The 21,079-nt window shown below is 57.8% G+C and carries 22 protein-coding genes; 3 read left to right on the top strand and 19 right to left on the bottom strand.

Going from position 1 to position 21,079, the window contains the following annotated elements; all coding sequences use genetic code 11:
- Window positions 1-22: 22 nt before the first annotated feature.
- Window positions 23-1,132, bottom strand: coding sequence for an extracellular solute-binding protein (locus tag ACSQ2Z_RS27275; protein ID WP_436084351.1), 1,110 nt, complete (start codon window positions 1,130-1,132; stop codon window positions 23-25).
- Between the two features lie 598 nt (window positions 1,133-1,730).
- Between ACSQ2Z_RS27275 and ACSQ2Z_RS27270 the strand changes: the two genes are divergently transcribed.
- Together ACSQ2Z_RS27270 and ACSQ2Z_RS27265 are read left to right on the top strand one after the other, a co-directional pair.
- The gene (locus ACSQ2Z_RS27270) at window positions 1,731-2,558 is read left to right on the top strand and encodes a putative hydro-lyase (RefSeq protein ID WP_436084350.1); all 828 of its coding nucleotides are present in this window, start codon (window positions 1,731-1,733) and stop codon (window positions 2,556-2,558) included.
- A 250-nt stretch (window positions 2,559-2,808) separates the two neighbouring features.
- A complete protein-coding gene (locus tag ACSQ2Z_RS27265) occupies window positions 2,809-3,747 on the top strand; it encodes a LysR family transcriptional regulator (RefSeq protein ID WP_436084349.1) in 939 nt (312 codons plus the stop codon).
- Here the strand turns inward: ACSQ2Z_RS27265 and ACSQ2Z_RS27260 are convergent, their stop codons facing one another.
- The 12 genes from ACSQ2Z_RS27260 to ACSQ2Z_RS27205 all read right to left on the bottom strand — a co-directional run bounded on the left by ACSQ2Z_RS27260 (window position 3,748) and on the right by ACSQ2Z_RS27205 (window position 14,140).
- On the bottom strand, window positions 3,748-4,497 hold the full coding sequence (locus tag ACSQ2Z_RS27260) for an SDR family NAD(P)-dependent oxidoreductase (RefSeq protein WP_436084348.1): 750 nt from the start codon (window positions 4,495-4,497) through the stop codon (window positions 3,748-3,750).
- A gap of 72 nt (window positions 4,498-4,569) precedes the next feature.
- Window positions 4,570-4,863 carry a putative quinol monooxygenase gene (locus ACSQ2Z_RS27255; RefSeq protein WP_436084347.1) on the bottom strand — a complete coding sequence of 98 codons (294 nt, stop codon included), beginning with the start codon at window positions 4,861-4,863 and terminating at the stop codon, window positions 4,570-4,572.
- Between the two features lie 59 nt (window positions 4,864-4,922).
- The gene (locus ACSQ2Z_RS27250; protein ID WP_436084346.1) at window positions 4,923-5,372 is read right to left on the bottom strand and encodes an OsmC family protein; all 450 of its coding nucleotides are present in this window, start codon (window positions 5,370-5,372) and stop codon (window positions 4,923-4,925) included.
- A gap of 107 nt (window positions 5,373-5,479) precedes the next feature.
- Window positions 5,480-5,902 (bottom strand): GlcG/HbpS family heme-binding protein, encoded by a 423-nt coding sequence (locus tag ACSQ2Z_RS27245; protein ID WP_436084345.1) that lies wholly within the window; start codon window positions 5,900-5,902, stop codon window positions 5,480-5,482.
- 34 nt (window positions 5,903-5,936) lie between these two features.
- On the bottom strand, window positions 5,937-6,692 hold the full coding sequence (locus ACSQ2Z_RS27240) for an SDR family NAD(P)-dependent oxidoreductase (RefSeq protein WP_436084344.1): 756 nt from the start codon (window positions 6,690-6,692) through the stop codon (window positions 5,937-5,939).
- A gap of 56 nt (window positions 6,693-6,748) precedes the next feature.
- On the bottom strand, window positions 6,749-7,867 hold the full coding sequence (locus ACSQ2Z_RS27235) for an acetoin dehydrogenase dihydrolipoyllysine-residue acetyltransferase subunit (protein WP_436084343.1): 1,119 nt from the start codon (window positions 7,865-7,867) through the stop codon (window positions 6,749-6,751).
- A gap of 5 nt (window positions 7,868-7,872) precedes the next feature.
- Window positions 7,873-8,880, bottom strand: coding sequence for an alpha-ketoacid dehydrogenase subunit beta (locus tag ACSQ2Z_RS27230; protein ID WP_436084342.1), 1,008 nt, complete (start codon window positions 8,878-8,880; stop codon window positions 7,873-7,875).
- A gap of 11 nt (window positions 8,881-8,891) precedes the next feature.
- Window positions 8,892-9,869: a thiamine pyrophosphate-dependent dehydrogenase E1 component subunit alpha gene (locus ACSQ2Z_RS27225; protein ID WP_436084341.1), complete on the bottom strand. Its 978-nt coding sequence runs from the start codon at window positions 9,867-9,869 to the stop codon at window positions 8,892-8,894.
- Window positions 9,870-9,938: 69 nt separating this feature from the next.
- Window positions 9,939-10,985 carry an ABC transporter permease gene (locus ACSQ2Z_RS27220; RefSeq protein WP_436084340.1) on the bottom strand — a complete coding sequence of 349 codons (1,047 nt, stop codon included), beginning with the start codon at window positions 10,983-10,985 and terminating at the stop codon, window positions 9,939-9,941.
- 82 nt (window positions 10,986-11,067) lie between these two features.
- A complete protein-coding gene (locus tag ACSQ2Z_RS27215; RefSeq protein ID WP_436084339.1) occupies window positions 11,068-12,006 on the bottom strand; it encodes a substrate-binding domain-containing protein in 939 nt (312 codons plus the stop codon).
- Window positions 12,007-12,105: 99 nt separating this feature from the next.
- The gene (locus ACSQ2Z_RS27210; protein WP_436084338.1) at window positions 12,106-12,963 is read right to left on the bottom strand and encodes a sugar phosphate isomerase/epimerase family protein; all 858 of its coding nucleotides are present in this window, start codon (window positions 12,961-12,963) and stop codon (window positions 12,106-12,108) included.
- Window positions 12,964-12,976: 13 nt separating this feature from the next.
- Window positions 12,977-14,140 (bottom strand): Gfo/Idh/MocA family protein, encoded by a 1,164-nt coding sequence (locus ACSQ2Z_RS27205; RefSeq protein ID WP_436084337.1) that lies wholly within the window; start codon window positions 14,138-14,140, stop codon window positions 12,977-12,979.
- Between the two features lie 191 nt (window positions 14,141-14,331).
- Here ACSQ2Z_RS27205 and ACSQ2Z_RS27200 point away from each other — a divergent pair, with 191 nt between their 5' ends.
- A complete protein-coding gene (locus ACSQ2Z_RS27200) occupies window positions 14,332-14,583 on the top strand; it encodes a hypothetical protein (protein WP_436084336.1) in 252 nt (83 codons plus the stop codon).
- A gap of 87 nt (window positions 14,584-14,670) precedes the next feature.
- Here ACSQ2Z_RS27200 and ACSQ2Z_RS27195 read toward each other — a convergent pair whose 3' ends face one another.
- The 6 genes from ACSQ2Z_RS27195 to iolG all read right to left on the bottom strand — a co-directional run bounded on the left by ACSQ2Z_RS27195 (window position 14,671) and on the right by iolG (window position 20,668).
- Window positions 14,671-15,117, bottom strand: coding sequence for a RidA family protein (locus ACSQ2Z_RS27195; RefSeq protein WP_436084335.1), 447 nt, complete (start codon window positions 15,115-15,117; stop codon window positions 14,671-14,673).
- A 29-nt stretch (window positions 15,118-15,146) separates the two neighbouring features.
- A complete protein-coding gene (locus ACSQ2Z_RS27190) occupies window positions 15,147-16,214 on the bottom strand; it encodes a DUF4392 domain-containing protein (RefSeq protein ID WP_436084334.1) in 1,068 nt (355 codons plus the stop codon).
- A gap of 15 nt (window positions 16,215-16,229) precedes the next feature.
- Entirely contained in the window at window positions 16,230-17,234 is a 1,005-nt protein-coding gene (locus ACSQ2Z_RS27185; RefSeq protein ID WP_436084333.1) for a threonine ammonia-lyase, read from the bottom strand.
- 104 nt (window positions 17,235-17,338) lie between these two features.
- Window positions 17,339-18,283, bottom strand: coding sequence for a LysR family transcriptional regulator (locus tag ACSQ2Z_RS27180; protein ID WP_436084332.1), 945 nt, complete (start codon window positions 18,281-18,283; stop codon window positions 17,339-17,341).
- A 398-nt stretch (window positions 18,284-18,681) separates the two neighbouring features.
- Window positions 18,682-19,644: a Gfo/Idh/MocA family protein gene (locus ACSQ2Z_RS27175; protein WP_436084331.1), complete on the bottom strand. Its 963-nt coding sequence runs from the start codon at window positions 19,642-19,644 to the stop codon at window positions 18,682-18,684.
- A 31-nt stretch (window positions 19,645-19,675) separates the two neighbouring features.
- Window positions 19,676-20,668, bottom strand: coding sequence for an inositol 2-dehydrogenase (iolG, locus tag ACSQ2Z_RS27170; RefSeq protein WP_436084330.1), 993 nt, complete (start codon window positions 20,666-20,668; stop codon window positions 19,676-19,678).
- Window positions 20,669-21,079: the final 411 nt, after the last annotated feature.

Below are 21,079 nucleotides of genomic sequence, written 5' to 3'. Positions count from 1 at the left end.
TCCAGTTGGATTGCGGACGGCGTCAGAGCGTGCCGGCCAGGAAGTCATTCCAGAGCTGGATACGACGTTCGACATTCTCGGGTTCCTTGAAGAAGACGAGATTGTCCTTGAAACTCGGGTCATCGGAGTCGAGGATATTGGTGTTTTTCAGCTCGTCTTCGGTCATGCCGGCTTCGCGCGCCGCCTCCGGCGTCAAAATGCCGTTGCTTCCCGAGAACTTCATGAATCTTGCCTGCCACTTCGCCGACATCGTGTCATTGAGGAATTTGTAGACGATGTCGCGCCGTCCTTTCGGCGAGACAAAGGTCCCTTCGATCCAGGCCGGCGTTCCTTCCTTCGGCAGGGAATACTTGGCGTTTAGCCCCTTCTTCTTCAGGATGTTGACAACCGTGACATTGTGACAGTAGCCGAGAACCGCTTCGCCAGACGCATAGACGTTTGCGGCATCGTCGAATCCTCTCGTGACGACGCGAACCTGTCCTCGCAGTTCGCGGAGAGCATCGGTGACGAGCGTAAACTCGTCCTCGGTCAAGTTGAAGGGATCTTTTGCGCCGACGTAAAGCGCGACCATCGGGATCGTGACGGTGGCGTCGTCGAATATCGTGACTTTCCCCTGGTAGGCCTTGTCCCACAGAGCGGCCCAGCTCGTGGGCGGAGACTTGATCACATCAGCATTGTACTGCAGAGGCTGCGTTCCCCAGTGGAGGGGAATGCCCATGAGGGCACCGTCGACTGTCAGCGGCTCGCGCCAGGTCAGTCCTGGGAGGATGTTGGAGATGTTGGGGGTCTTGGAGACGTCGAACGGGACGATCTGGCCCGCCTTCTTGAGGCGGCCCGCCGTCGACGCCTCTGAGTAAATGACATCAGGCTTCACGGCGCCAGACTGAAGCTGGGCGAACACCTCATCAAGCGACGAGACAATCACTGGTTTGATTTCGGTCCCGTTGGCCGCCTGCCACTCCGCTATCCATTCAGGCTCGGCGTAGGTTTCCCACGTCAACAACGTGATCGGCTCTTCGGCGGCCCAGGCGCTCCTGATGACTGCAGGCGCAAAAAGCGACGTGGATAGCACCGCGCCTCCAAGCTTCAAAGCATGACGGCGAGTGATGGATGGTGATGTTTTTCCGGTCATTACTGACTCCTTCTGGCAATGGTTGACAGACTGCAGAAGGGGCGCTGCGCACCACCCTGCTCCCCTTTTGTATCGTGATCTAACTAACGGCAGTTAGATTGGTCAGTGAGTATTATTCAAGAAACCCCGTGTGTCAACAGAATAAACAATTGAATTTGAAGTGTAATTATGTATAAATGCCACGACGAATAGCAACGCGCAGATCAGGCTGACCTAGGCATTGTACTGGATCGGAATCGCGTTCTCGAGCGTTTAGGCGCCCACGAACGAGTTCGAAGATGACAAGTGTGTATTAGCTGACGACAGCAAGTGCTTCGTCCAATAGTGACGACACGGATGACCTCCCAATCATGGTGTTCACGAAAGCCGATGTTCCTGCCAGACGGCCGGAAGGTCAAATCGTCGTTGGCGATTTGAACTGATAATCCAGTTTTATCAGCGGCGCATCACAGACCATTCCCGAGGCCGGCAGAGGCCGTTCTTGCCTATGTTGTGATCAATAGAATCTATCTGAGGTAATTGAATATGGAGATTTGACGAGACGGCTCGGAATGACGAGTCCTTGTATGTGCGTGCACGACAACAGGGATGCTTAGTGATGGATGGGTTTAAAACGGTACTCGATCGTACACCAGAGCAAATTCGCCTCGATGTTCGGGCTGGTACGATTGGCGGACAGACTTCTGGAATGGCCCCGGGATTTGCGCAAGGAAACCTGGTGATCCTTCCAAAGTCGTGGGCCACCGATTTTCTGAGATTCTGCCTGGAAAATCCCAAACCGTGCCCGTTGCTCGCTGTCGGAAATCCCGGCGATCCGTCGCTCGGCAAAGCTGGCAGGAATATCGACATCCGTTCCGATTTGCCGAGCTACCGTGTTTTTCGTGACGGACAGATTGGAGAGGAGATTTCCGATATTCACCACATCTGGCGCGACGATTTCGTTTCCTTTTTGATTGGCTGTTCGTTCTCGTTCGAGTGGGCTCTGTTGAAGGCGGGCATTGGTGTCCGGCATATCGAACTCGGTTCGAACGTACCGATGTACAGGACGAATATCGATTGCGTCTCAGCTGGTCCGTTCTCGGGACAGTTCGTGGTGTCCATGCGACCGATGAAGCCAGCGGACGCCATCCGGGCGATCGAAATCACTGCCAGGATGCCGCAGGTCCATGGGGCGCCGGTGCATTTCGGCGATCCTTCGGCGATCGGGATCAAGGATCTATCCTCGCCCGACTTTGGCGACAGCGTTCCGCTGAAAGAAGGCGAAGTGCCAGTCTTCTGGGCGTGTGGCGTCACGCCGCAAGTTGCTTTGGCACAAGCCAAACCGCCGATAGCAGTTACGCACAGCCCTGGTTGCATGCTGATCACGGACGTACGCGATGAGGATCTTCTGAACGGGAATTTCCGCTTCGAGGCGCCCGTTCTATAGAGCTGCTCTCTGTCCCCTATTCCTTGCAACCCCTACCACATCACGTCGCCTGTTGCGAAACGAAGGCATTGGATGAGACTCTTTGAGATAATTTTCGCTGACCTTATTTGACATCCGTGCTGCCCAGGCCAGTTCTTGCCCGTGGCAAAAACAGGTTTGCTGCCTGTCATATCACCGTAACGCTTGCATCCGGTCGTATACTCGTCAATGGTTATCCAGGCGTTGAATTTATTGAGGACAGGCGGGCGCGATGATTGACCTGCGCACCTTGGAGACTTTCTGGGTTGTTGCTCAGACGGGCGGCTTCCATCGCGCCGCCGAGAAGCTTCATACTACGCAGCCGGCTGTTTCTGCACGCATTGCCCAGCTTGAACTGGAACTCAAAGTGCGGCTGTTCGAACGTGATAAGCGTGGTAGCCGGCTGACCGTGAAGGGACGTGAAATCCTCAAATATGCTGAGCGCATGTTGGCGCTCAGGACCGAGATGGTGCTTTCCGTTGCAGGCGCAAATGCCTTGGAGGGGACCGTCCAGCTTGGTGTTTCAGACACGATCGTCCACACATGGCTGCCAGAACTGCTCAAACGACTGAACCATGAATATCCGGCAATTACATTGGAGATCAACGTCGACGGCTCCACCGGTCTTGCAGCGGCCCTACTCGAGAACAGCATCGATGTCGCGTTCCTCCTGGGGCCGGTGATCTCGGGAAGCGTCGCGAATCTGCCGCTGTGCGAATATCCTATCAGTTGGGTGGTCCGGGAGGAGTTTCCCTTGGGGCCAGAGGCGGTGACGCTCAAGGAGCTTGCTGCATTTCCGATCATCACTTTTGCAAGGCAAACACAGCCCTATCGTGAACTCACTGAGCTTTTCGACAAGGCACATCAGCAGCGCGTGCGCCTGTTTGCCAATTCCTCGCTGTCCTCGATTGTCCGTATGACGCTTGATGGTATCGGCGTCGCTGCCATCCCTGTCGAAGTCGTTTCAGACCATCTCGCAACCGGCAAGCTGCGGGTACTCAGGACAATCGATCAAATAATGCCAACGATGGCATTCACTGCAAGCTTCATCAAGGGTCCCGATACCCATTTGAATGGCGTTGTCGCTGCGCTTGCCCAGAAAGTGGCGGGCGAGTACGCCCTTTTTTCAGATCTTCCCTCACACCAAGATCAAACAATCAGCGCGGATTGATCAACCTGCCGTCGTTCCGCCGTCTAAGCTAAACATGCTGCCTGTCGCAAAGGTAGCCTCCGTCGCGACATAGAGGACGAAACTGGCAATCTCGTCCGCACTGGAAAATCGCTTCAGGGGGACTTGCGAAAGCGCGGCGTCGCGAGCAACGGTGCCGCCAAGCAGTTCGAGCTCGGCCTTTAACATGGGCGTATCGACGGGACCCGGGCAAATGCAGTTTACCCTGACGTGGGGGGCGAGTTCGAGCGCAAGCGATTTGGACAGTCCGGAAAGCCCTGCTTTTGATGCACAGTAGTGGGCAAAGTTCGGCATGCCTTTGAACGACAGGTCCGAGGCGATGGCTACGATGCTGCCGCGCCCTCGGCCTCGCATTCTCAGTGCGCATTCCCGCATTACGTAGAAAGCGCCATTCAAGTTGACATCGATGTGCTGGCGCCACACCTCTGCGGACAACGCTTCCAGGGGTGCAGGCGTGACGATGCCTGCAGCATGAACGAGGTAGTCAATGCCCTCGAGAGCGTCCCAGGCTTCGGCAACCGCAGTGCTGACCTTTGCCTCTTCACGGATGTCGAGAGGAATGGCGAGCGAGCCTTGCCCAAGCTCTTTGACGATCCTTTGGAGCTCATCGGCTCGTCGCCCGCAGAGTGCTACCCTCGCCCCCAGATCCGCGAACCGTCGGGCACAGGCGAGACCTATGCCCGAGGTTGCACCGGTGACAAACGCGCTTTTGCCTTCCAAAGACCTGTTCATTGTCTATACACCTCCATTCGTCGGGCTTGGCCCACGGCAAGCCCTCGATTTCGGGTTTCTTCCAGCTTGGGATCAGAACAGACGCTTGTACTTGTCCAGTTTAACGGACTTAATCCACTGACCGGCTCGCGCGCCGAACGCCTTCATTGACTCCGTGTTGTTGTGTACCTCCAGCGATTGCTCATCCTGCCAGATCTCATAGAAGACGAACTCACCTGGGCGCTCCAGGGACTCATGGAGATCGTACTGAACGAATCCAGGCTCCTTTTGCGCGATCGGAACCAGGGTCAGGAGCGCTTCTCGAAGCTGCTCGTGCATTCCTTCGTGGGCCGTCACAGTGGCAATAACAACTAGCTTGTCGGTCATTCTGCACCTTCCTTCACATTGAAAACTTTTAGACGCACCGCGATGGGTGCTGTGGTGTGTTAGTCCAATTCAATCGAAACGTGAGTTTTGATGGAATTGGCGATGAAGCATCCTTTATGGGCCTTGTGATGCAATCGAGACAATGTTTCGCGATCAGGCTGCTTCTGCGGACCAAAGGACGCTTTTGGATGGAGGGTGATTTCCGACACCCAAAACGTTCCGTCAGGATTTTTCGCCACCTTTCCGACAGCGTCGTCCACGTAACTTGTCACGGCATAGCCGCTACCCTCGCAGATCGCGAGAAAGTAGAGCATGTGGCAGCTCGCCAGAGCGTTCACGAGGAGCTGTTCCGGATCCGCAAGATTGCTATTTCCGAGATAGGCGGGCGCAGCTGAAACATCTACGGAGACCTGCGAGCTGTAGGTGGCCGTGTGATCCCGACTGTATGTTGCCGGCTGTTGCGCATGGGGCTCTGATTTCCATTCGAGGCGGATTGCGTGCTCAGACATTTTGTCATCCCAGTTCTATGGCCACGGGACAATGTCCTTGCCATGAGATAGAAATTAATGATCTTGCCGCCTTGAACGGGCGGCAAGGTGCCGTGCTGACGCGACATTCAGGCGCAAGCGGTTTGAAGAACCTCCACCATTGCCTGTGCAATGGTCACGTCGGCGTCCACCGGACCTCCGGATGCGCCCACCGCGCCGATGACGGTCTTTCCATCGCGCACAGGCAGTCCGCCACCGAAAACAACGAATGGCCGGCGCCCGCCAAGCGCATCCAGTCCGTAAAGCGCTCCGCCAGGCTGGACCAGCTCTAGCCAGTTACCGGACGGCGAGCGTAAGGCAAGAGCAGTGTACGCCTTGCCTTGAGCAATTTCGACGGTTGAGAGCGCAGCATCGTCGACGCGCAGGAAGGCAAGCAGATTGCCACCGGCATCAACGATCGCCAGGGAAGAAGGCTCTCCCAACTCCCTTGCTTTGGCTGCACCGACCTCAAGGGCTTTGAGCGCCGCCTCATGTGTAATCAGCTTGATCATGTTATTCCCCTTTTGCTTTCGGTCGCTTGCGCGATCAGTTGTAGATGCCGCCATCGACGTTGATCGACTGCGCCGTCACGTAGGAAGCCTCGTCGGAGGCGAGATAGACGAAGAGCGGTGCGACCTCCTGGGGCGTGGCTTGTCGTCCAAGCGGAATGAGGATCGGGATCAGCGATTCCTGCTTTTCTCGACCACCGATGAAGTCGATGGCCGGTTGATTGAAGGGCGTGTCGATCCAGCCGGGGCACACGGCGTTGACACGAATACCGTCGCGCGCCAGCTCAATCGCGAGCGTCGTCGTGAGACCGATGATCGCGGCTTTGGACGACGAGTAACCGACGAGGCCTGGCGCGCCGCGCTTGCCGGCCAGCGAAGACATCATGACGATCGAGGATTTGCCAGCGTCCCGAAGGTGTTTCACCGATTCCCTTGCGAAGATGAAATTGGCGCGGACATTGATCGTGAACACCTTGTCCCAATCGCGCGTCGAAAAGTCTTCAACCTTGCCGGAGAGTTGGATGCCCGCATTCAGGCAGAGAGTGTCCATTCCCTTCATCCAGGCAACGGACTGGTCGATTGCCGCCTTGATCTCGTCTTCCTGCGAAATATCGGCCTTAATGAACCGTACCCGCTCCCCGAACCGCTTTTCGACCTCGCTGCCCTTGACAGCGTCGATATCCACCACAGAAACCGTTGCGCCTTCGGCAACAAATGCCTCCAGAATAGCGAGACCGATGTTTGCAACGCCTCCGGTTAGGAGTACGCGCTTTCCTGACAAACGTTGAGACATGGATTGCTCCCAATTCGAGGGTTAGATCACTTCACTTTGGGCATTGCCCGTTATGTTCAAGCCTTCTGGATATTTTCCAGGATGGCTTCGTTGACGGTTGCGGATGCCTCCATTTGCGGCATGTGCCCGACCGCCGGCAGGCTGCGCAAAGTGACCTTTGCCGGGAGGTCTGCCGCGTCCGGGACCGGCACGATCTGGTCCTGCTCGCCCCAGAGGAGGGTGACGGGGCAGTCGAGACCGGCCAGCAGCGCACGGATTGACTGCAACTGGCCGTCTTCATTGGCGATTGTGTCGGCGATCGCCGACAGCGCTTCGGGCACACCTTCGAGACGCTTGAAGCGCAAGGTGCCCTCGACCATGTCGTTGGTGATCTTGGAGGGATCGGCAAACAGCCGCTCAAGCACGTTCAGAAGTGGGCGCCGCCGCTCGGCGGCGACGAAGTCGACGAGAAAGTCGCGGCTCATCTGCTTGCTCAAGCCGATCGGCGCGATCAATGTCAGCGAAGCAACCCGCGACGGCTGGTCGGCTGCGATCCTTGCCGCGACGGCGCCGCCGAAGGAATGGCCGACGAGATGGAGCTTGCCGGGGACGAGATCCTGAACTGCGGCGCTGACGGCTGATGCGATCTTGGCAAGGATGTCGCCGCCGTCGACGGGCGACGAAGCGCCGTGACCTGGCAGATCGACCGCGATCGTGCGGATCTTCTCCGCCAGCGGCGGCTGGTTGAACAGCCAGGTCGACAGGTCGCCGCCAAAACCGTGCAGGAACAACACGACGTCATCGCTCGCTTCGCCGGCTTCGAGCAGGTTGATCGTGCCGCCCTCGACATCGACGGTGCGCGGCGCGGCTATGCCGGCGTCGCCCTCTGCGCCCGAGCCCAGTCGATCGGCATAGCTTTCGATAAAGGCGTCGATCTCTTCTGCGGTGGCGGCCTCGTCGGTGATGACGCCGGCCAGCGCCCCGACCGGCGCCGTCGTGCCTTGCTGCAGCACGATGCGCCGCAAGGTACCGCTTGCCGCTGCTTCGAGGACGTTGGTGACCTTCGTCGTCTCGATTTCGAGGATTTCTTGACCGCGGGCGATGGTATCGCCCTCATTGACCATCCATTGGGTGATCGTGCCTTCGGTCATCGTCATTCCCCATTTGGGAACGGTGACAGCTTCGATAAGCGACATGGGAGTTACCTCTTTACAATGGATCTGGCGGCCTTCGCCACGGCTTCGGGCGTCGGGATATAGGCGTCTTCAAGATTGGGAGCGTAGGGAACCGGTGTGTGCGGCGCCGTCACCAGCTTGATCGGCGCCTTCAGCGCGTCGAAGCATTTGTCGGCAAAGAGAGCGGAGATGTCGGTCGCAACGCTGCACCGCGGATTGGCCTCGTCGACGATGACGACGCGGCCGATCTGCTCGGCGACTTCAAGCAACGTGTCCTCGTCCAGGGGCGACGTGGTGCGGGGGTCGACGACGCAGGCGGAGATGCCTTCCGAAGCAAGCTGTCGGGCCGCTTCTTCGGCAACACCGACCATTCGTCCAATCGCAACGATCAGCACATCCTTGCCGTCGCGCACGACGCGGGCTTCGCCGAATGGGATCGTGTAGGACGCGTCGGGCACCTCGCCGACGGTGTCGTAGAGCATCTTGTGCTCCAGGAAGATGACCGGGTCATCGTCGCGGATCGCCTGCAGCAAAAGACCCTTGGCGTCGTAGGGATTGGACGGAATGACGACCTTCAGACCCGGGATATGGGTGAAGATCGGATAAAGCGCCTGGGTGTGCTGGGAACCGGAACGGCTGCCGGCGCCATAGGTGGCGCGGATGACGAGTGGCGTCTTGGCGCGACCGCCGAACATGTAGCGGAACTTTGCAGCCTGGTTCATGATCTGGTCGAGACAGACGCCGGCAAAGTCGACAAACATGATTTCGGCGATCGGGCGCAAACCGGTCAAGGCGGCGCCGGCCGCTGCACCGATGAAGGCCGCTTCGCTGATCGGCGTGTCGCGGATGCGCTCCGCGCCAAACGCATCGAGCAATCCCCGCGTCACGCCGAAAGGCCCGCCCCAGGCGTCTTTCACGCCATTGGCTCCGGCGCCGCCTGTCAGGTCCTCACCCATCATGATCACGCTCGGATCACGGGCCATTTCCGAATGAAGAGCCTCGTTGAGGGCTTGGCGGAAGGATTTCTTTGGCATGATCGTCGTCCTTACAGATACTTGACGTAGACGTCGGTGGTGAGGGCCGACAAGGGCGGGAACGGTGCGGCACGCGCGGCAGCGACAGCGCGGTCGATCTCGGCTTCCACCGCCTGATCGACGGCATCGAGTTCGGCAGCGTCGAGCAGCGACACCTCGTTGACGCGCTTGCGGAAATTGATCAGGCAGTCACGCTCCCGACGCATCGCCGCTTTTTCCTCGGGCGTGCGATAGTTATCCGGGTCGCCGCTATAGTGGCCGTAGTAGCGCGGCACATGGACGTGCAGCATCGTCGGTCCACCGCCGTTGCGGGCGCGGGCAACCGCTTCGCCGGCCGCTTCATAGACGCTGAACACATCTGTGCCGTCGACCTCTATGGCCGGAATGTCATAGCTTTCCGCCCGGCGCGTGAAGCTGCCGGCCGACACATACTCATTGGCTGTGGCTTCGCCAAAACCATTGTCCTCGATGACGAAGACGATCGGCAGCATCCAGATCTTGGCAAGGTTGAAGCTTTCGGACATGACGCCTTCGTTCATCGCGCCGTCGCCGGCAAAAGCGACCGCCACGTGCTTTTTGCCCAGGAGCTTGGCGCTTAACGCGGCGCCGCAGGTGATCGGCGCACCCGCCGCAACGATCCCGTTGGCGCCCAGCATGCCCTTGCGCAGATCGGCAATGTGCTGAGAGCCGCCCTTGCCGCCGCAGGTGCCGCTGGCGCGCCCGAACAGTTCCGCCATCATGCTGTCGACGTCGACGCCCTTTGCGATCGAATGACCATGGCCGCGATGGGTGGACGAGATATAGTCGTCCTCGTTCAGGTGCAGGCAGACCCCGACGGCACTGGCCTCCTGACCGGCATAAAGATGGGTGTTGCCGGGAATGTCGCCGGTCGCCATCTCGTCCATCACCCGCTCTTCAAAGCGGCGGATCATCCGCATGTTGCGATAAACCTCGATGAGTTTGTCCTGTGGTAGTTGCAAGCCCGACATTGCTTCTCTCTTCAAATTCGTTGAATGCTATTGTTCGCGGTCAATTTCTTCCGAAGCCCGACAGGCACTTTAGGCTCTTGCGTGCTTTGATCGTCTGTACTGATCGATGACGACGGCAAAGACGATGATCGCGCCCTTGATGATCTCCTGGTAATAGGAGCCGATCTTCAGGAAGGTGAAGCCGGAGGTGATGATGCCGAGGATGATGGTTCCGATCAGCGTTCCGGTGATGCGGCCAGAGCCGCCGGCCAGCGATGTTCCGCCGATCACGGCTGCGGCGATGGCGTCGAGTTCGTAGGCGTTGCCCATTGTCGGCTGCGCCGATGCCGCACGCGCTGCCGTCACCACCCCGGCCAGGCCCGACAGCAGTCCCGCGACGGCATAGACCTTGATGAGATGTGAGCCGATGTTGATGCCGGACACCCGCGCCGCCTGGGGGTTGGAGCCGATTGCATAGGTGTATTTGCCGTAGCGTGTATAGCCGAGCGCGATATGCGACAGCGCCGCGACGCCAAGGAAGATGATCACCGGCAGGGGCACAGGGAAACCGAGAAGGATGAAGCTCTTGCCGAGCCAGGTGAATTCCGGGGTCAGAAGACCGATCGGCTGACCGAGCGTATACCACTTGGCAACACCTCTGGCGCAGACCATCATGCCAAGCGTGGCGATGAAGGGAGGAATGCCGGTCTTGGCGATCAACAGGCCGCTGACCCAGCCGGCCAGCAGACCGACGACAAGGCCGGCGAGGATAGGCCAGATCGGCAGGAGGTCGGTGAGCGCAGGATAAAGGGCACGCACGTCCGTCGAGCCTTGCGCCAGCGAGGCGGCGACCATGGCGGCAAGCCCCACCACCGAACCGGAGGCAAGGTCGATGCCGCCGGTGATGATGACATGGGTCACACCGACGGCAAGGATGCCGATCACCGAGACCTGAAGGATGATGATCGACAGGCGTTGCTGGTTGGCCAGGAACGAACTGCCGACGAACATCCAGCCGAGGATCTCGAACACAACGGCAATGCCGACCAGCACCAGGGCCATCGACATCTCACTGTGAAACTTGCGTTTCGCGACCCGCTTTTCCGCCACAACCGTGGCTCCAGGTGTTATCGTCATTGGGCTGGCCCTTTTGCTTTCGGTGCATCGACGCTTTGGCTGCAGATGTGCCTTGAGCGGCACACCTGCAGCATGTCGGCGATCAGTTCTTGGCGAGGTACTTTTCGACGTTTGCCGGGTTCACAAGCTCAAAGGGGATCCACACCGGCGATTCGACGGTCTCACCCTTGGCGAGCTTGACGGCGGCGTCCACCGAGCCGGCGCCCTGCCCGATTGCGTCCTGGAAGACGGTGACGTCGAGATCACCGTTTTGCAGGTAATGCATCGCTTCCTTGGTCGCATCGATGCCGGCAACGACAACGTCTTTCATGTCCCAGCCGGACGCTTTCAAAGAGTTGATGGCGCCCAAAGCCATTTCATCATTGTTGGCAATCACGGCCACCGGTTTGTGGCCTGCGGTGATCCAGTTCGTCATCAGGTCCTGCGCCTTGACCGGATCCCAGTTCGCCGACTGCTCGTCGATGATCTTCATGAAGTTGCATTCCGGCGTCGCGATGACGTCGTGAATAGCCTTGCTGCGCTGTTCGGCGGCGTGTTGAGCAAGAATGCCCTGGATGATGACAATGCCAGCATCCTCGGTCTTGCCCTCTTCCTTCAGGACGCGGCATACTTCCTTCGTTTCGAGCGTACCGGCATCAATTTCATTGGAGCCGATGAAGGCAGTCTTCGGCCCGAGGCTTGCAAGATCGCTCGGCGTGTTGTTCACGTAGACCAGAGGTATCCCGGCATCCGCAGCCATCTTGGTGATCGTCGGAGAGGCGGAGCTTTCGACCACGTTCACGACGATCGCGTCGACCTTGGCAGCGATGAAGTTCTGTACCTGGGAAAGCTGCTTGTTCACATCGGCCTCGGCGAACTCGATCTGGAGAGGCTGGCTCGTCTTTGCCGCCTCCTCTTTCATCCCCTGGACCATGACGGCCAGGAACGAGTCGCTGTGCGAAATGGACACTCCGATGTCTCCGGCTTGCGCAGCTGACGCCGCAAGAGCCAAAATCGCAGTTCCAATGATCATTCTCTTCATGTCGTATTCCCCTTTTTCTTGGTTGAGTGTCCGGACGCACCCAGGATTTTCCGGACCGTCCTTCTCCATTACGGACGGCTAATGGTAACGATTACATTTTCAAGCTGCCGTTTTGGCATTTGCGGCGTCGACGAGCGGCTTGAGGTATTCGAGCGAGACGCGGGCGACCCAGTCGGGTTCGATGCCGCGCTGGTGGAAGCCGCATTCCATCGACAGATAGCCGTCGAAGCCGGTTTCCTGCAGCGCGTCGATAAGAGCCGGGAAGTCACCCCTGCCCATGCCCGGTGGCAGTCGGTTGTTGTCGGAGGCGTGGATGTGGACCAGGTCCTTGCCCATGGCATGGACGTAGTCGGTCATTACTTCCTTCTCTGTGATGACGTGATGGCTATCGAACATCAGGCGCACGTTCGGCTCGCCGACATCCTTCATCATGTCGATGGTGTTGTCGCAGGTATTGACGATGTTGCTGTCTTCCGGCGTCGGCTCGATCACGATCTCGACGTCGAAGTCCTTTGCGAAGCGGGCGATTTCGCCGATCGCCTGCGCAGCCCAGTCCCATGCCTGGCGATAGGTCGTGCCGAAGATATACCAGCCCGGCAGGCAGATCAGCCGCTTGCCGCCCCAGTCGGCGGTTAGCTGCACCATGTCCTTGTAATGGTCGATCGCCCAGCGGCGCTCTTCCGGGATCGGCGAAGCGACGTTGTTGCCGGGACCGCCGCCATGGGCCGGCAGCATGGCTGCCAGTTCAAGCCCATAGTCTTTCAGCATCTGGCCGAGATCCTTGCGCCGTTGCGGGCTCAGCGTCGGTGGAAAGACATGCGGGCTGGCCGCTCCGATCTCGATGGCGTCATAGCCGCTCTTCTTGACGCGCTTGATGGTTTCTTCAAGCGTATAGGCCGGCAACCACGTCGGGTTGCTTGCATAAGGCCAGGTGTGCATTGCAAGCTTGATCGTCATCGCACACGCTCCCTCAGGCTGCAGATTGCTTGATGGTTTCCCAGGCGCCGGTCTGTCCGGAGACGAGAATGGCTTCGGCGATGCGCTCGATCTGCACGCCGTCCTTGAAGTTCGGCGAAGCCGGCTTGTTCTCGGCGATGGCCTGCAGGAAGTTGTACCACTCGATCGACTTGATATCGATGTAGCCCTGCCCCATGCCGGCAACCGGCCACAGCTTGTCGCCGAACGGCTGGTTCGGACCGGAATAGATCGTGCGGAAGCCGAAGGCGTCAGCCGGATCGTCGGCAAAGGCGACGCGCAGTTCGTTGAGACGCTGGTAATCGAAGGCGATCGAGCCGCGGGTTCCGTGGATCTCGAAGCCGAGTTGGTTATGATGGCCCCAGGCATTGCGCGTTACTTCGATCGTGCCGTGCGCTCCGCCTGTGAACTTGATCATTGTCAGCGCGGTATCGTCGACATCGACCTTGCCCTTTTCCGAGGACGCGGCACCGCTCGGTCCAAAGAACCGACCTGCCGGCAGCGGGCGTTCCGGGATGAAGGTCTTGACGATCGCATTCACCTGCTCGAATTCGCCGACGAGCAGGCGTGCGGCATCGATCACATGCGTGCCGATATCGCCAAGCGTACCGGAACCCGCCAGCGCCTTGTTGAAGCGCCAGGAGAGCGGCTTTTCTGGATCAGCGCCCCAATCCTGAAGGTAATAACCGCGGAAGGTCAGGATGTCGCCGATACGGCCCTCATCGATCAGGCGCTTGGCCATCTGCAGGGCGGGTGTGTGACGGTAGTTGTAGGACACCATCGTTACCACGCCGGTCTTGTTGGCGGCGGCAAGCATCTCCTCAGCTTCGGCCACCGTCATCGACATCGGCTTTTCGCACATGATGTGCTTGCCTGCCTTGGCCGCAGCAATCGCAATCGCCGCATGCGTGTCGTTGGGCGTGCAGATATCGACGATATCGATGTCGGGGCGCGATACAACTTGGCGCCAATCGGTTGCGTGTTCCGCAAAGCCATACTGCTTGGCAGCGTTTTGCGCCAACTCCTCGTCGATATCGACGATCACCTTGCGCTCAATCTCGACCGGTGAACCAAACAGGATCGGCACGACCGCGGTGGCGATGGAATGGGCCTTGCCCATAAAGCCGGTGCCAATGAGCGCAACATTCAATTTTTTCACTGATAAGCCTCCAATGAAGGGCGGGCCAAAGCCCCCGGTGCCCCTATTTCAGATCTCCGCGAGCCCGCTAGAGCTCGTCGCCATTTTGCGATGTTAACGTATACAACACCACGAAATACACGATGTCAACGATTACATTTTGATTGACGCCGGTTTTAACGAGCGTAAGATTTTATAAAATGGAGGGAACAATGCTCACACCTCATCAGAGGCAGCGTATTCAGCTGACTGCATTTGCCGCGGCCGCGATCGCCTTCGCAATTGCACTCACGAACCCGCATTTTCGAGCGGGGATGGTCGAGGAAATAGTCTTGCTGAGCGAGGCTCAAACGCTGCAGGCTGAGGCAAAACTCTTGGCGTTCAAAAGGATTGTGTCGGTCGTCAATTCGGCTGCAACGAGTATAGATCACGGCAACCAGCGTCCCCAAGGCCTGCCCGACTGAAATCCACAGGGCTCAGGCGGGTTCGGTGTTGCACAGCGCCGACCTTTGTATTGCAGTAGCAGCTGTACAGGCGAGGAGTTTCCATGACTAGGATGCGAGTTCCGCGACTGCTTCGATTTCAACTGCCATTCCAGACGGCAGAGCGTTGGTGCCTGATGCAATTCGGGCATGTTTTCCCTTTTCGCCAAACACGTGGCAGATAAGGTCGGATGCCGCATTGAGCACCCATGCCTGATTCTCAAAGGCATCTGCGCAGCGAACGAGACCGGCGAGGCGAACCATACGCACCACACGATCGAGATCTCCGTCACAAGCGTGTTGGAGCTGCCCCAAGATATTCAACGCGCAAAGGCGGGCTGCATCCTGCCCGTCTTCCAGGGTCAGGTCTTCCCCGACGACGCCTTTGTAAACGAGTTTCCCGTCCTTTCGCGGCCCCTGCCCGGCAACGAATATCAACGTGCCGGTGCGCACATATGGCAGATAGTTGCCCTGCGGAGCATTCACCTGAGGGATTTTCAAGCCGAGCTTGGTCAAGCGACTATCGATCGTTGTCATCGTTTTGCTCACTTCAACTGACGCCAATCCCCGCTATCACCTTTCCATCCGATGACCCTCCCGGCCAGTCGATCAAGCGTGTTGCGTAGCGCCTCGACGAGCCCTTCCCACTCCCGAGCAGAAATTCCGTCGACGGCCGGCTCCGGTCCCATGAACATGCCATCAACACCCCCGAACGAGACGCATTGTTCTATGCATCTGCGCTCCAATGCGCCGCCGTGAAAGATCGATGGCTTCTCCAAAAGCGCTGAAAGCGCTGCAATCAACCCGGTGGCTCCCCAGTTCGAGACGTTCGCTACGATGAGGTGGTCCGCCGAGGTTGCAGCTGCAACGCCGCCGCGACCAGGGTGTCCGCTGTCCTTGGCCTTGGGAGAAAAAGCTTTAAGATCTTCACCGATCAGCCCCATGCCGAGCTCGTTGCCCCCATCGCCAATGGCAATGAACGGAATCTCGCGCTTTTTTGCGCTCAAGAAGAACTGGTCAAGATCTGCGACAAGATTGTCCAGCGGCCGCCCGCCGAGTCCGTGGTAGAGGCCCTTGTCGTTTTGGCCGGGCCGCTCGATCGAAATTACCAACGAAGGCTTTGTCACCTCGAGAAGCTGGTCCGTGATAATCCTGCATCCTGCTTCGTCCTTCGGAACGGTACGTATATAAACCGGACGGACAAAATCGACCGGCGTGATCCTACCATCTTTGGGGAAAGGTAGCGGCGCAAGTCCGGCCCCTCGACATGTCCCCTCCATCATGCCGAGCCAGTCCTCATCGGTAACGATAACGGTCTCAACACCAAGCCCCAGGAATAGAGCGCGGGCCAGGAGCGCCGCGCCAACGGGTCCATCCGTCTCGGGAACGCCGCCTCCCTCGGGAAACCCCGTCGCGATGACGATCGGACCGCCGCACTCGCGAATAATATCGACGATAAGATTGGCGGCATTCATACAGGCGGGGCCAGGTTGACGCGATTGCAGCGCGTTGTAGATCTTGCCTATGAGGCCTACGCCCGTGAGATCAAGCGTCATGAAGTTCTCGATTGTCTGGGCAATATTCTGGCCCTTGACGCTTTGCAGATCAAGCATTGTCAGCTCCCGGGTTCAAGCTTGAGTGGTCAGATAGGAGGCGAATTTTTCGGCGTCGACATTGCCGCCGCTCAACACGATGGCGACGGTCTTTCCTTTGACGTCGACCTTACCGGCGAGGACCGCCGCAAGAGCGACCGCACCACCAGGTTCAACGACCAGTTTCAGCTCGCGGTAGGCAAAGTGAACGGCCCGTACGACATCCGGGTCCGACACAGTCACCCCACCCGCGAGGTGATCCCTGCAGACGGGGTAGGTGAGTTCTCCCGGGGTCGGCACGAGCAGCGCGTCACAAATCGACGTTCCGTCACACAAGGCGGTCCGGCGTTCGCCGGCGGCAAGTGAGAGGGCCATACCGTCAAAGTGCTGTGGTTCCACACTGTAGATCGCGGTGCCTGGCATCGCGCTGCGGACGCCGCAGGCGGCGCCAGCGACCAGCCCGCCCCCTGAGCATGGAAAGAGGGCGGCATCCAGCCAGCACCCTATTTCCGCAACCTGATCGGAGATTTCGGCTCCAAGCGTTGCCTGACCAGTCATGACATAGGGATCGTCATAAGGCGGAACGATCACGGCGCCGGTTTCCTGAGCGATCCTTGCGCCGATCTCTTCGCGCACTTCCCGGGTTTTGTCGTAAAGTTGCACGATCGCCCCGTTCCTTCGCACGCTGTCAATTTTCGTGCGTGGAGCCTCCTGCGGCATCAATACCGTGGCCTTTATGCCCAGTTCTTTCGCAACATAGGAAATGGCGATACCGTGATTCCCGGACGACCAGGCGACAATCCCGCCCTCACGCGCTGTCGCATCCAGTTGCAGGGCCCGGTTCAAGGCGCCGCGCAGCTTGAAAGAGCCGGAGCGCTGCAGGTTTTCCGGCTTTAGGAAGACCCGGGCACTTATTAGCCGGTTAAGCGCGTCGCTTTCGATGATCGGCGTGCGGATCGCAAAAGGTGCAATCCGCCGCCTTGCCTCATCAATCAAGGCTTTCGTCGGCTCGAAATGGCTTTCTGTGGCGTTGTCGACCAATTCGCGTCCCCCTATTCGTTAGGGAGATTGAAACGCGACAGCCCGTACAAGTGAAATTATATTATTCGATCAGTTCCTATAAGAAAATTGAATGTGACGAAGCCTCAGGGCGCGCCGGCGGCAACCTGTGCGGCTATTTCGGCAAGCTGTTCGAATGTGTCGTGCTGCACGCCTGCCTGGAAGTAAGCGTAGAAGCTCAACGGTTTCAGGTCGATGTCACTATCGACCGTCTTCAGTTTCTTCATGCTCTCGCCGCTCAGGGTTCCTTCGGCGACGAGCGCCACACCGAGGCCGTCCAGCGCCATTCTCTCTATCGTTGAGATCGAGGAGTTTGTGAATATCCTGGGGTTGCGGCCCGTTTGCCGGAACAACGTCTCCCGTAGATAGATATAAGGGTAGGTGTTGCGCGGATAGGTTATGATCGGGATGCTCGGCATCGACCGTAGCGAAATGGCGTTGCCCGGGACGAGACCGGGAACGGCATAGAATTTCAGCGGATAGTCTTTCAGCTCGATACACGTAAAACCATCGAGGATCGTAGGGCCGAGCATCAGCGCGATATCGATATCGCCGTCGCGTAGGGCATTCATCATCGAAGGCGTGACATCCACGGTCATATCGATGTCGAGTTTGGGGAAGTGTCGGGCCACCTGTTCCAGAAACGTTGCGAGCCAGGTTTGTACGATCGTCTCGGAAACACCCAAACGAATGGTACCTTCCATATGACGGCTCAGATCGAGGTCACGTTCCATTGCTGCAACCTGCCGCAAAAGTAGCTCTGCATGGCGAAATAGCGTACGTCCCGCAGAGGTCAGTGCGATTGGTTTTGCCGCGCGGTTTAACAACGGCTCACCGATCAGTTCTTCCATAGCGCGGAGACGCTGCGAGATCGTCGGCTGCGTCGTGTTGAGCCGGTCGGCGGCGCGCGAGAAACTTCGCAGATGCGCCGTCCAATAGAAGACCTCAATACTTCTAAAACTGACCATCACTTCCTCTGCAATCTCGGGGGAGCTCAAAGTGCCACACGACAGAAAGTCGCCTTGCAGCACTAACGGAAAGCCTTGGCTCCTTTGCTGAAAATCTGTCTCGGCATTTATCAGAGGCCACTTACCCACGAGTCCAACAGTTTGCCGGCTCTCGCTTCTACAATTCAATCATGGCCAAGTTGTTGAAGCTGAGGGGCGCCTCAGGCGAGCGCGACACCTGCTTCCCCACTCGCGGATACCTACCTGACTGTTCCTCTTGAAAGTTTTCGACTTAGCATCGCCCACTTCCTGGCTAGACGCGAATTTCAGGTCCAGAACCAGTTATGAATTGCAACAGGCGCAAACGCGGACTGCAGCGATTCGGATTCTCGCTGTCGCTCCGCTTTTCCGAAAGGAGCTTTCCCTGTGGCTTCGCTGACACCAGAGGTCTGCCACTGCGGACGTAGCCCTTTCATGCCTCCCTAGGAATAGTCGATTTCAATTCGGCGTCTTTCCACCAGAGACCGACGTGCAGCGTCTAGGAACACAGCAGCATCATATGCATCTTCAAGTGTCGACAGCGGCGCCTGAGACTTAGTCAAACATTCGTCGAGAAAATAGCTCTGTACCTGCAGGAAGCTGTCCCAGTAGGTCGCATCGTCCCAGAACGGGGTGGTCGCGTCGCCAAATTTGGTGACGTCCCACGGCACAACACCGCTACCCTCCATGCCGATGACCTTGAAGTAACATGACCAAGGCTCGCGGCTTCGATCATCCGCGGAAAAGCTGCCCCACAGATTGGCAATCTTTCCATCAGAATATTCTGCTGTAATCATCAGTTGGTCGTGGGCGTTCTTGTCCGTGAAATGAACATTGGTGCCAGTCGCATATACATGTGAAGGCCGGCCTAAGAAGTAAAGCATGCAATAAGCATGGTGCACCATAAGCTCCCGCATCGTTAGATCCGGTTCTCCAATCGATGCGTCGTGCCGCTTGTTATAGATCGCCCAAAAGTTCACAATCTTCCCAAGACGCTCGGCTTTGATGTGCGCGTTCAACCGCCTCATACTCTCCGCATAGACGTAATTATGCGAGGGCATGCAGGTTCGATTCTGCGCGGTGGCAATTTCTGCGAGTTCCCTGATCTGCAAGGCTGCCTCGCAGAGCGGCTTTTCTAAAAGCACATGCTTTCCCGCCATCAGCGAACGCTTCGCGTACTCGAAGTGTGAGGCTGTACTTGTCGCGACAAGTACAGCGTCGATATGTTGATCGCCAAGCAGATCTTCAACCGTGGGATAGGCGGTCCCGCCGAATTGCTGGCAAAACCTATCCGCCTTGCTTGATGATCGGCTCCATCCTCCAACAAATGTGTGTGCGCCAAGTTGGCGAAGTGCTTCGACGTGAAGTTCGGCCACGCGACCCAACCCGATAAATGCAACCTTCATTGGAGTTCCTGCTTTGAGTTATAGAGGTGGGCTAGCGGGCGACCGACACGGGCCGACCTTCTTGCCAGGATTGGGTCGCGGCATCAGCGATCAATTGCGCGCGAAGGCCATCTTGCGCATCGGGAATGGGCTTAATACCCGCCGAAACCGCTTCCACAAAATACTCCATCTCGGCGAGATAGGCGGCCCCAAACCGTTCAAGAAAAAATGGCTGCGCACGTGCTTTTTCGAAGCCCGCGCTGCTCGCGCTCTCGACGAGATTTTCCGGGACATTCGAGACACGCAACATGCCTTTTGATCCATGTACTTCAAGACGTTTGTCATATCCGTAGGTCGTTCTGCGAGAGTTTGTAATCTGACAAATCCGACCAGTGGACGTCGTAAGGATTACTGCTGCTGTGTCCACATCGCCAGCATCTCTGATAGCCAGGTCAACTAGGTTGGACCCGACTGCAAAGACTTGCGCGGGTTCCTCTCCCAGAACAAAACGCGCCATATCGAGGTCGTGGATCATCATATCGCGGAAAAGTCCCCCTGAACCTTGGATATAGCTGACTGGCGGAGGCGCAGGATCTCGGGACGTTATGGAGATCGTTTCAACTTCTCCTATCTCGCCGTCCTCGACTCGCTTTTGTAGGGCTGCGAAATGCGGATCGAACCGCTGGTTAAAGGCGGTCATAAACGGCACTCCGGCCTTCTCGATCGCCTCGATGCAGGTTCTGACTCGCTCGGACGAAAGGTCGATCGGCTTTTCGCAAAAGATTGCTTTGCTTGCTGCCGCTGCTGCGTGAATCATATCAAAATGAGTTGCAGTTGACGTCGCGATCACGACCGCATCGATGTCCCTGGCGGCAATAAGGTCTGAGGCATTGCGCACCTCGACGCCAAACCGGCGCCCAGCCGCTTCAGCAGCGGTTGCGGAAACGTCGGCGACGGCAACAAGCTTTGCTGCAGGAATTCGCTGGATCGAATGAGCATGGACTTGTCCGATTCTCCCGCAGCCCAAAATTCCGATGCGCATCATATCGACGTTCCTTTCATGACCGAGCGTAATCCCAATAAACTATCCGATCCGGGGCTCTGCGTCGCCTCACAGGCCTGATGTTAACGTATACAACGAAGTTATTTTGCCGATGTCAACGATTACATGTGCGTTTCGAGCGAATTCCAGACTAATGAATTCCTCGAGAGCAAAACGGTGGCTGGTGGGGAGGCGCTGATTTTCTTACCCGGAAGCTATTAGAATATCCGTTGCGCTGACACGCCAGTATTTCAGAATTTCTCTTGGGATTGCGGCAAGCCGAGCTTCACCGACCTATAGTTTTAGGTGCCTGCAGTCGACGCGGACGAGACCCGAGTTGGCGGCTCCTTCAATGACTTCAGACGTTTATGTCGTTGAGCGAACAAAATTGGTACTTGACGACGTCTTATTGAC

It is taken from the genome of Pararhizobium sp. LjRoot235 (genome assembly GCF_964254145.1).
In the GTDB taxonomy this organism is placed as follows: domain Bacteria; phylum Pseudomonadota; class Alphaproteobacteria; order Rhizobiales; family Rhizobiaceae; genus Pararhizobium.
The sequence above is the reverse complement of the archived record's forward strand: the minus strand, read 5'-3'. Positions and strand labels throughout refer to the sequence as shown.

What these genes read in the sequence shown, in the direction of transcription:
- ACSQ2Z_RS27175 (WP_436084331.1), bottom strand. Translation starts at nt 19,644, where the DNA reads ATGAAGGTTGCATTTATCGGGTTGGGTCGCGTGGCCGAACTTCACGTC.
- ACSQ2Z_RS27190 (WP_436084334.1), bottom strand. Translation starts at nt 16,214, where the DNA reads ATGCTTGATCTGCAAAGCGTCAAGGGCCAGAATATTGCCCAGACAATC.
- ACSQ2Z_RS27260 (WP_436084348.1), bottom strand. Translation starts at nt 4,497, where the DNA reads ATGAACAGGTCTTTGGAAGGCAAAAGCGCGTTTGTCACCGGTGCAACC.
- ACSQ2Z_RS27250 (WP_436084346.1), bottom strand. Translation starts at nt 5,372, where the DNA reads ATGTCTGAGCACGCAATCCGCCTCGAATGGAAATCAGAGCCCCATGCG.
- ACSQ2Z_RS27255 (WP_436084347.1), bottom strand. Translation starts at nt 4,863, where the DNA reads ATGACCGACAAGCTAGTTGTTATTGCCACTGTGACGGCCCACGAAGGA.
- ACSQ2Z_RS27230 (WP_436084342.1), bottom strand. Translation starts at nt 8,880, where the DNA reads ATGCCAAAGAAATCCTTCCGCCAAGCCCTCAACGAGGCTCTTCATTCG.
- ACSQ2Z_RS27275 (WP_436084351.1), bottom strand. Translation starts at nt 1,132, where the DNA reads ATGACCGGAAAAACATCACCATCCATCACTCGCCGTCATGCTTTGAAG.
- ACSQ2Z_RS27200 (WP_436084336.1), top strand. Translation starts at nt 14,332, where the DNA reads ATGCTCACACCTCATCAGAGGCAGCGTATTCAGCTGACTGCATTTGCC.
- ACSQ2Z_RS27215 (WP_436084339.1), bottom strand. Translation starts at nt 12,006, where the DNA reads ATGAAGAGAATGATCATTGGAACTGCGATTTTGGCTCTTGCGGCGTCA.
- ACSQ2Z_RS27235 (WP_436084343.1), bottom strand. Translation starts at nt 7,867, where the DNA reads ATGTCGCTTATCGAAGCTGTCACCGTTCCCAAATGGGGAATGACGATG.
- ACSQ2Z_RS27210 (WP_436084338.1), bottom strand. Translation starts at nt 12,963, where the DNA reads ATGACGATCAAGCTTGCAATGCACACCTGGCCTTATGCAAGCAACCCG.
- iolG (WP_436084330.1), bottom strand. Translation starts at nt 20,668, where the DNA reads ATGATGCGCATCGGAATTTTGGGCTGCGGGAGAATCGGACAAGTCCAT.
- ACSQ2Z_RS27225 (WP_436084341.1), bottom strand. Translation starts at nt 9,869, where the DNA reads ATGTCGGGCTTGCAACTACCACAGGACAAACTCATCGAGGTTTATCGC.
- ACSQ2Z_RS27265 (WP_436084349.1), top strand. Translation starts at nt 2,809, where the DNA reads ATGATTGACCTGCGCACCTTGGAGACTTTCTGGGTTGTTGCTCAGACG.
- ACSQ2Z_RS27220 (WP_436084340.1), bottom strand. Translation starts at nt 10,985, where the DNA reads ATGACGATAACACCTGGAGCCACGGTTGTGGCGGAAAAGCGGGTCGCG.
- ACSQ2Z_RS27270 (WP_436084350.1), top strand. Translation starts at nt 1,731, where the DNA reads ATGGATGGGTTTAAAACGGTACTCGATCGTACACCAGAGCAAATTCGC.
- ACSQ2Z_RS27240 (WP_436084344.1), bottom strand. Translation starts at nt 6,692, where the DNA reads ATGTCTCAACGTTTGTCAGGAAAGCGCGTACTCCTAACCGGAGGCGTT.
- ACSQ2Z_RS27245 (WP_436084345.1), bottom strand. Translation starts at nt 5,902, where the DNA reads ATGATCAAGCTGATTACACATGAGGCGGCGCTCAAAGCCCTTGAGGTC.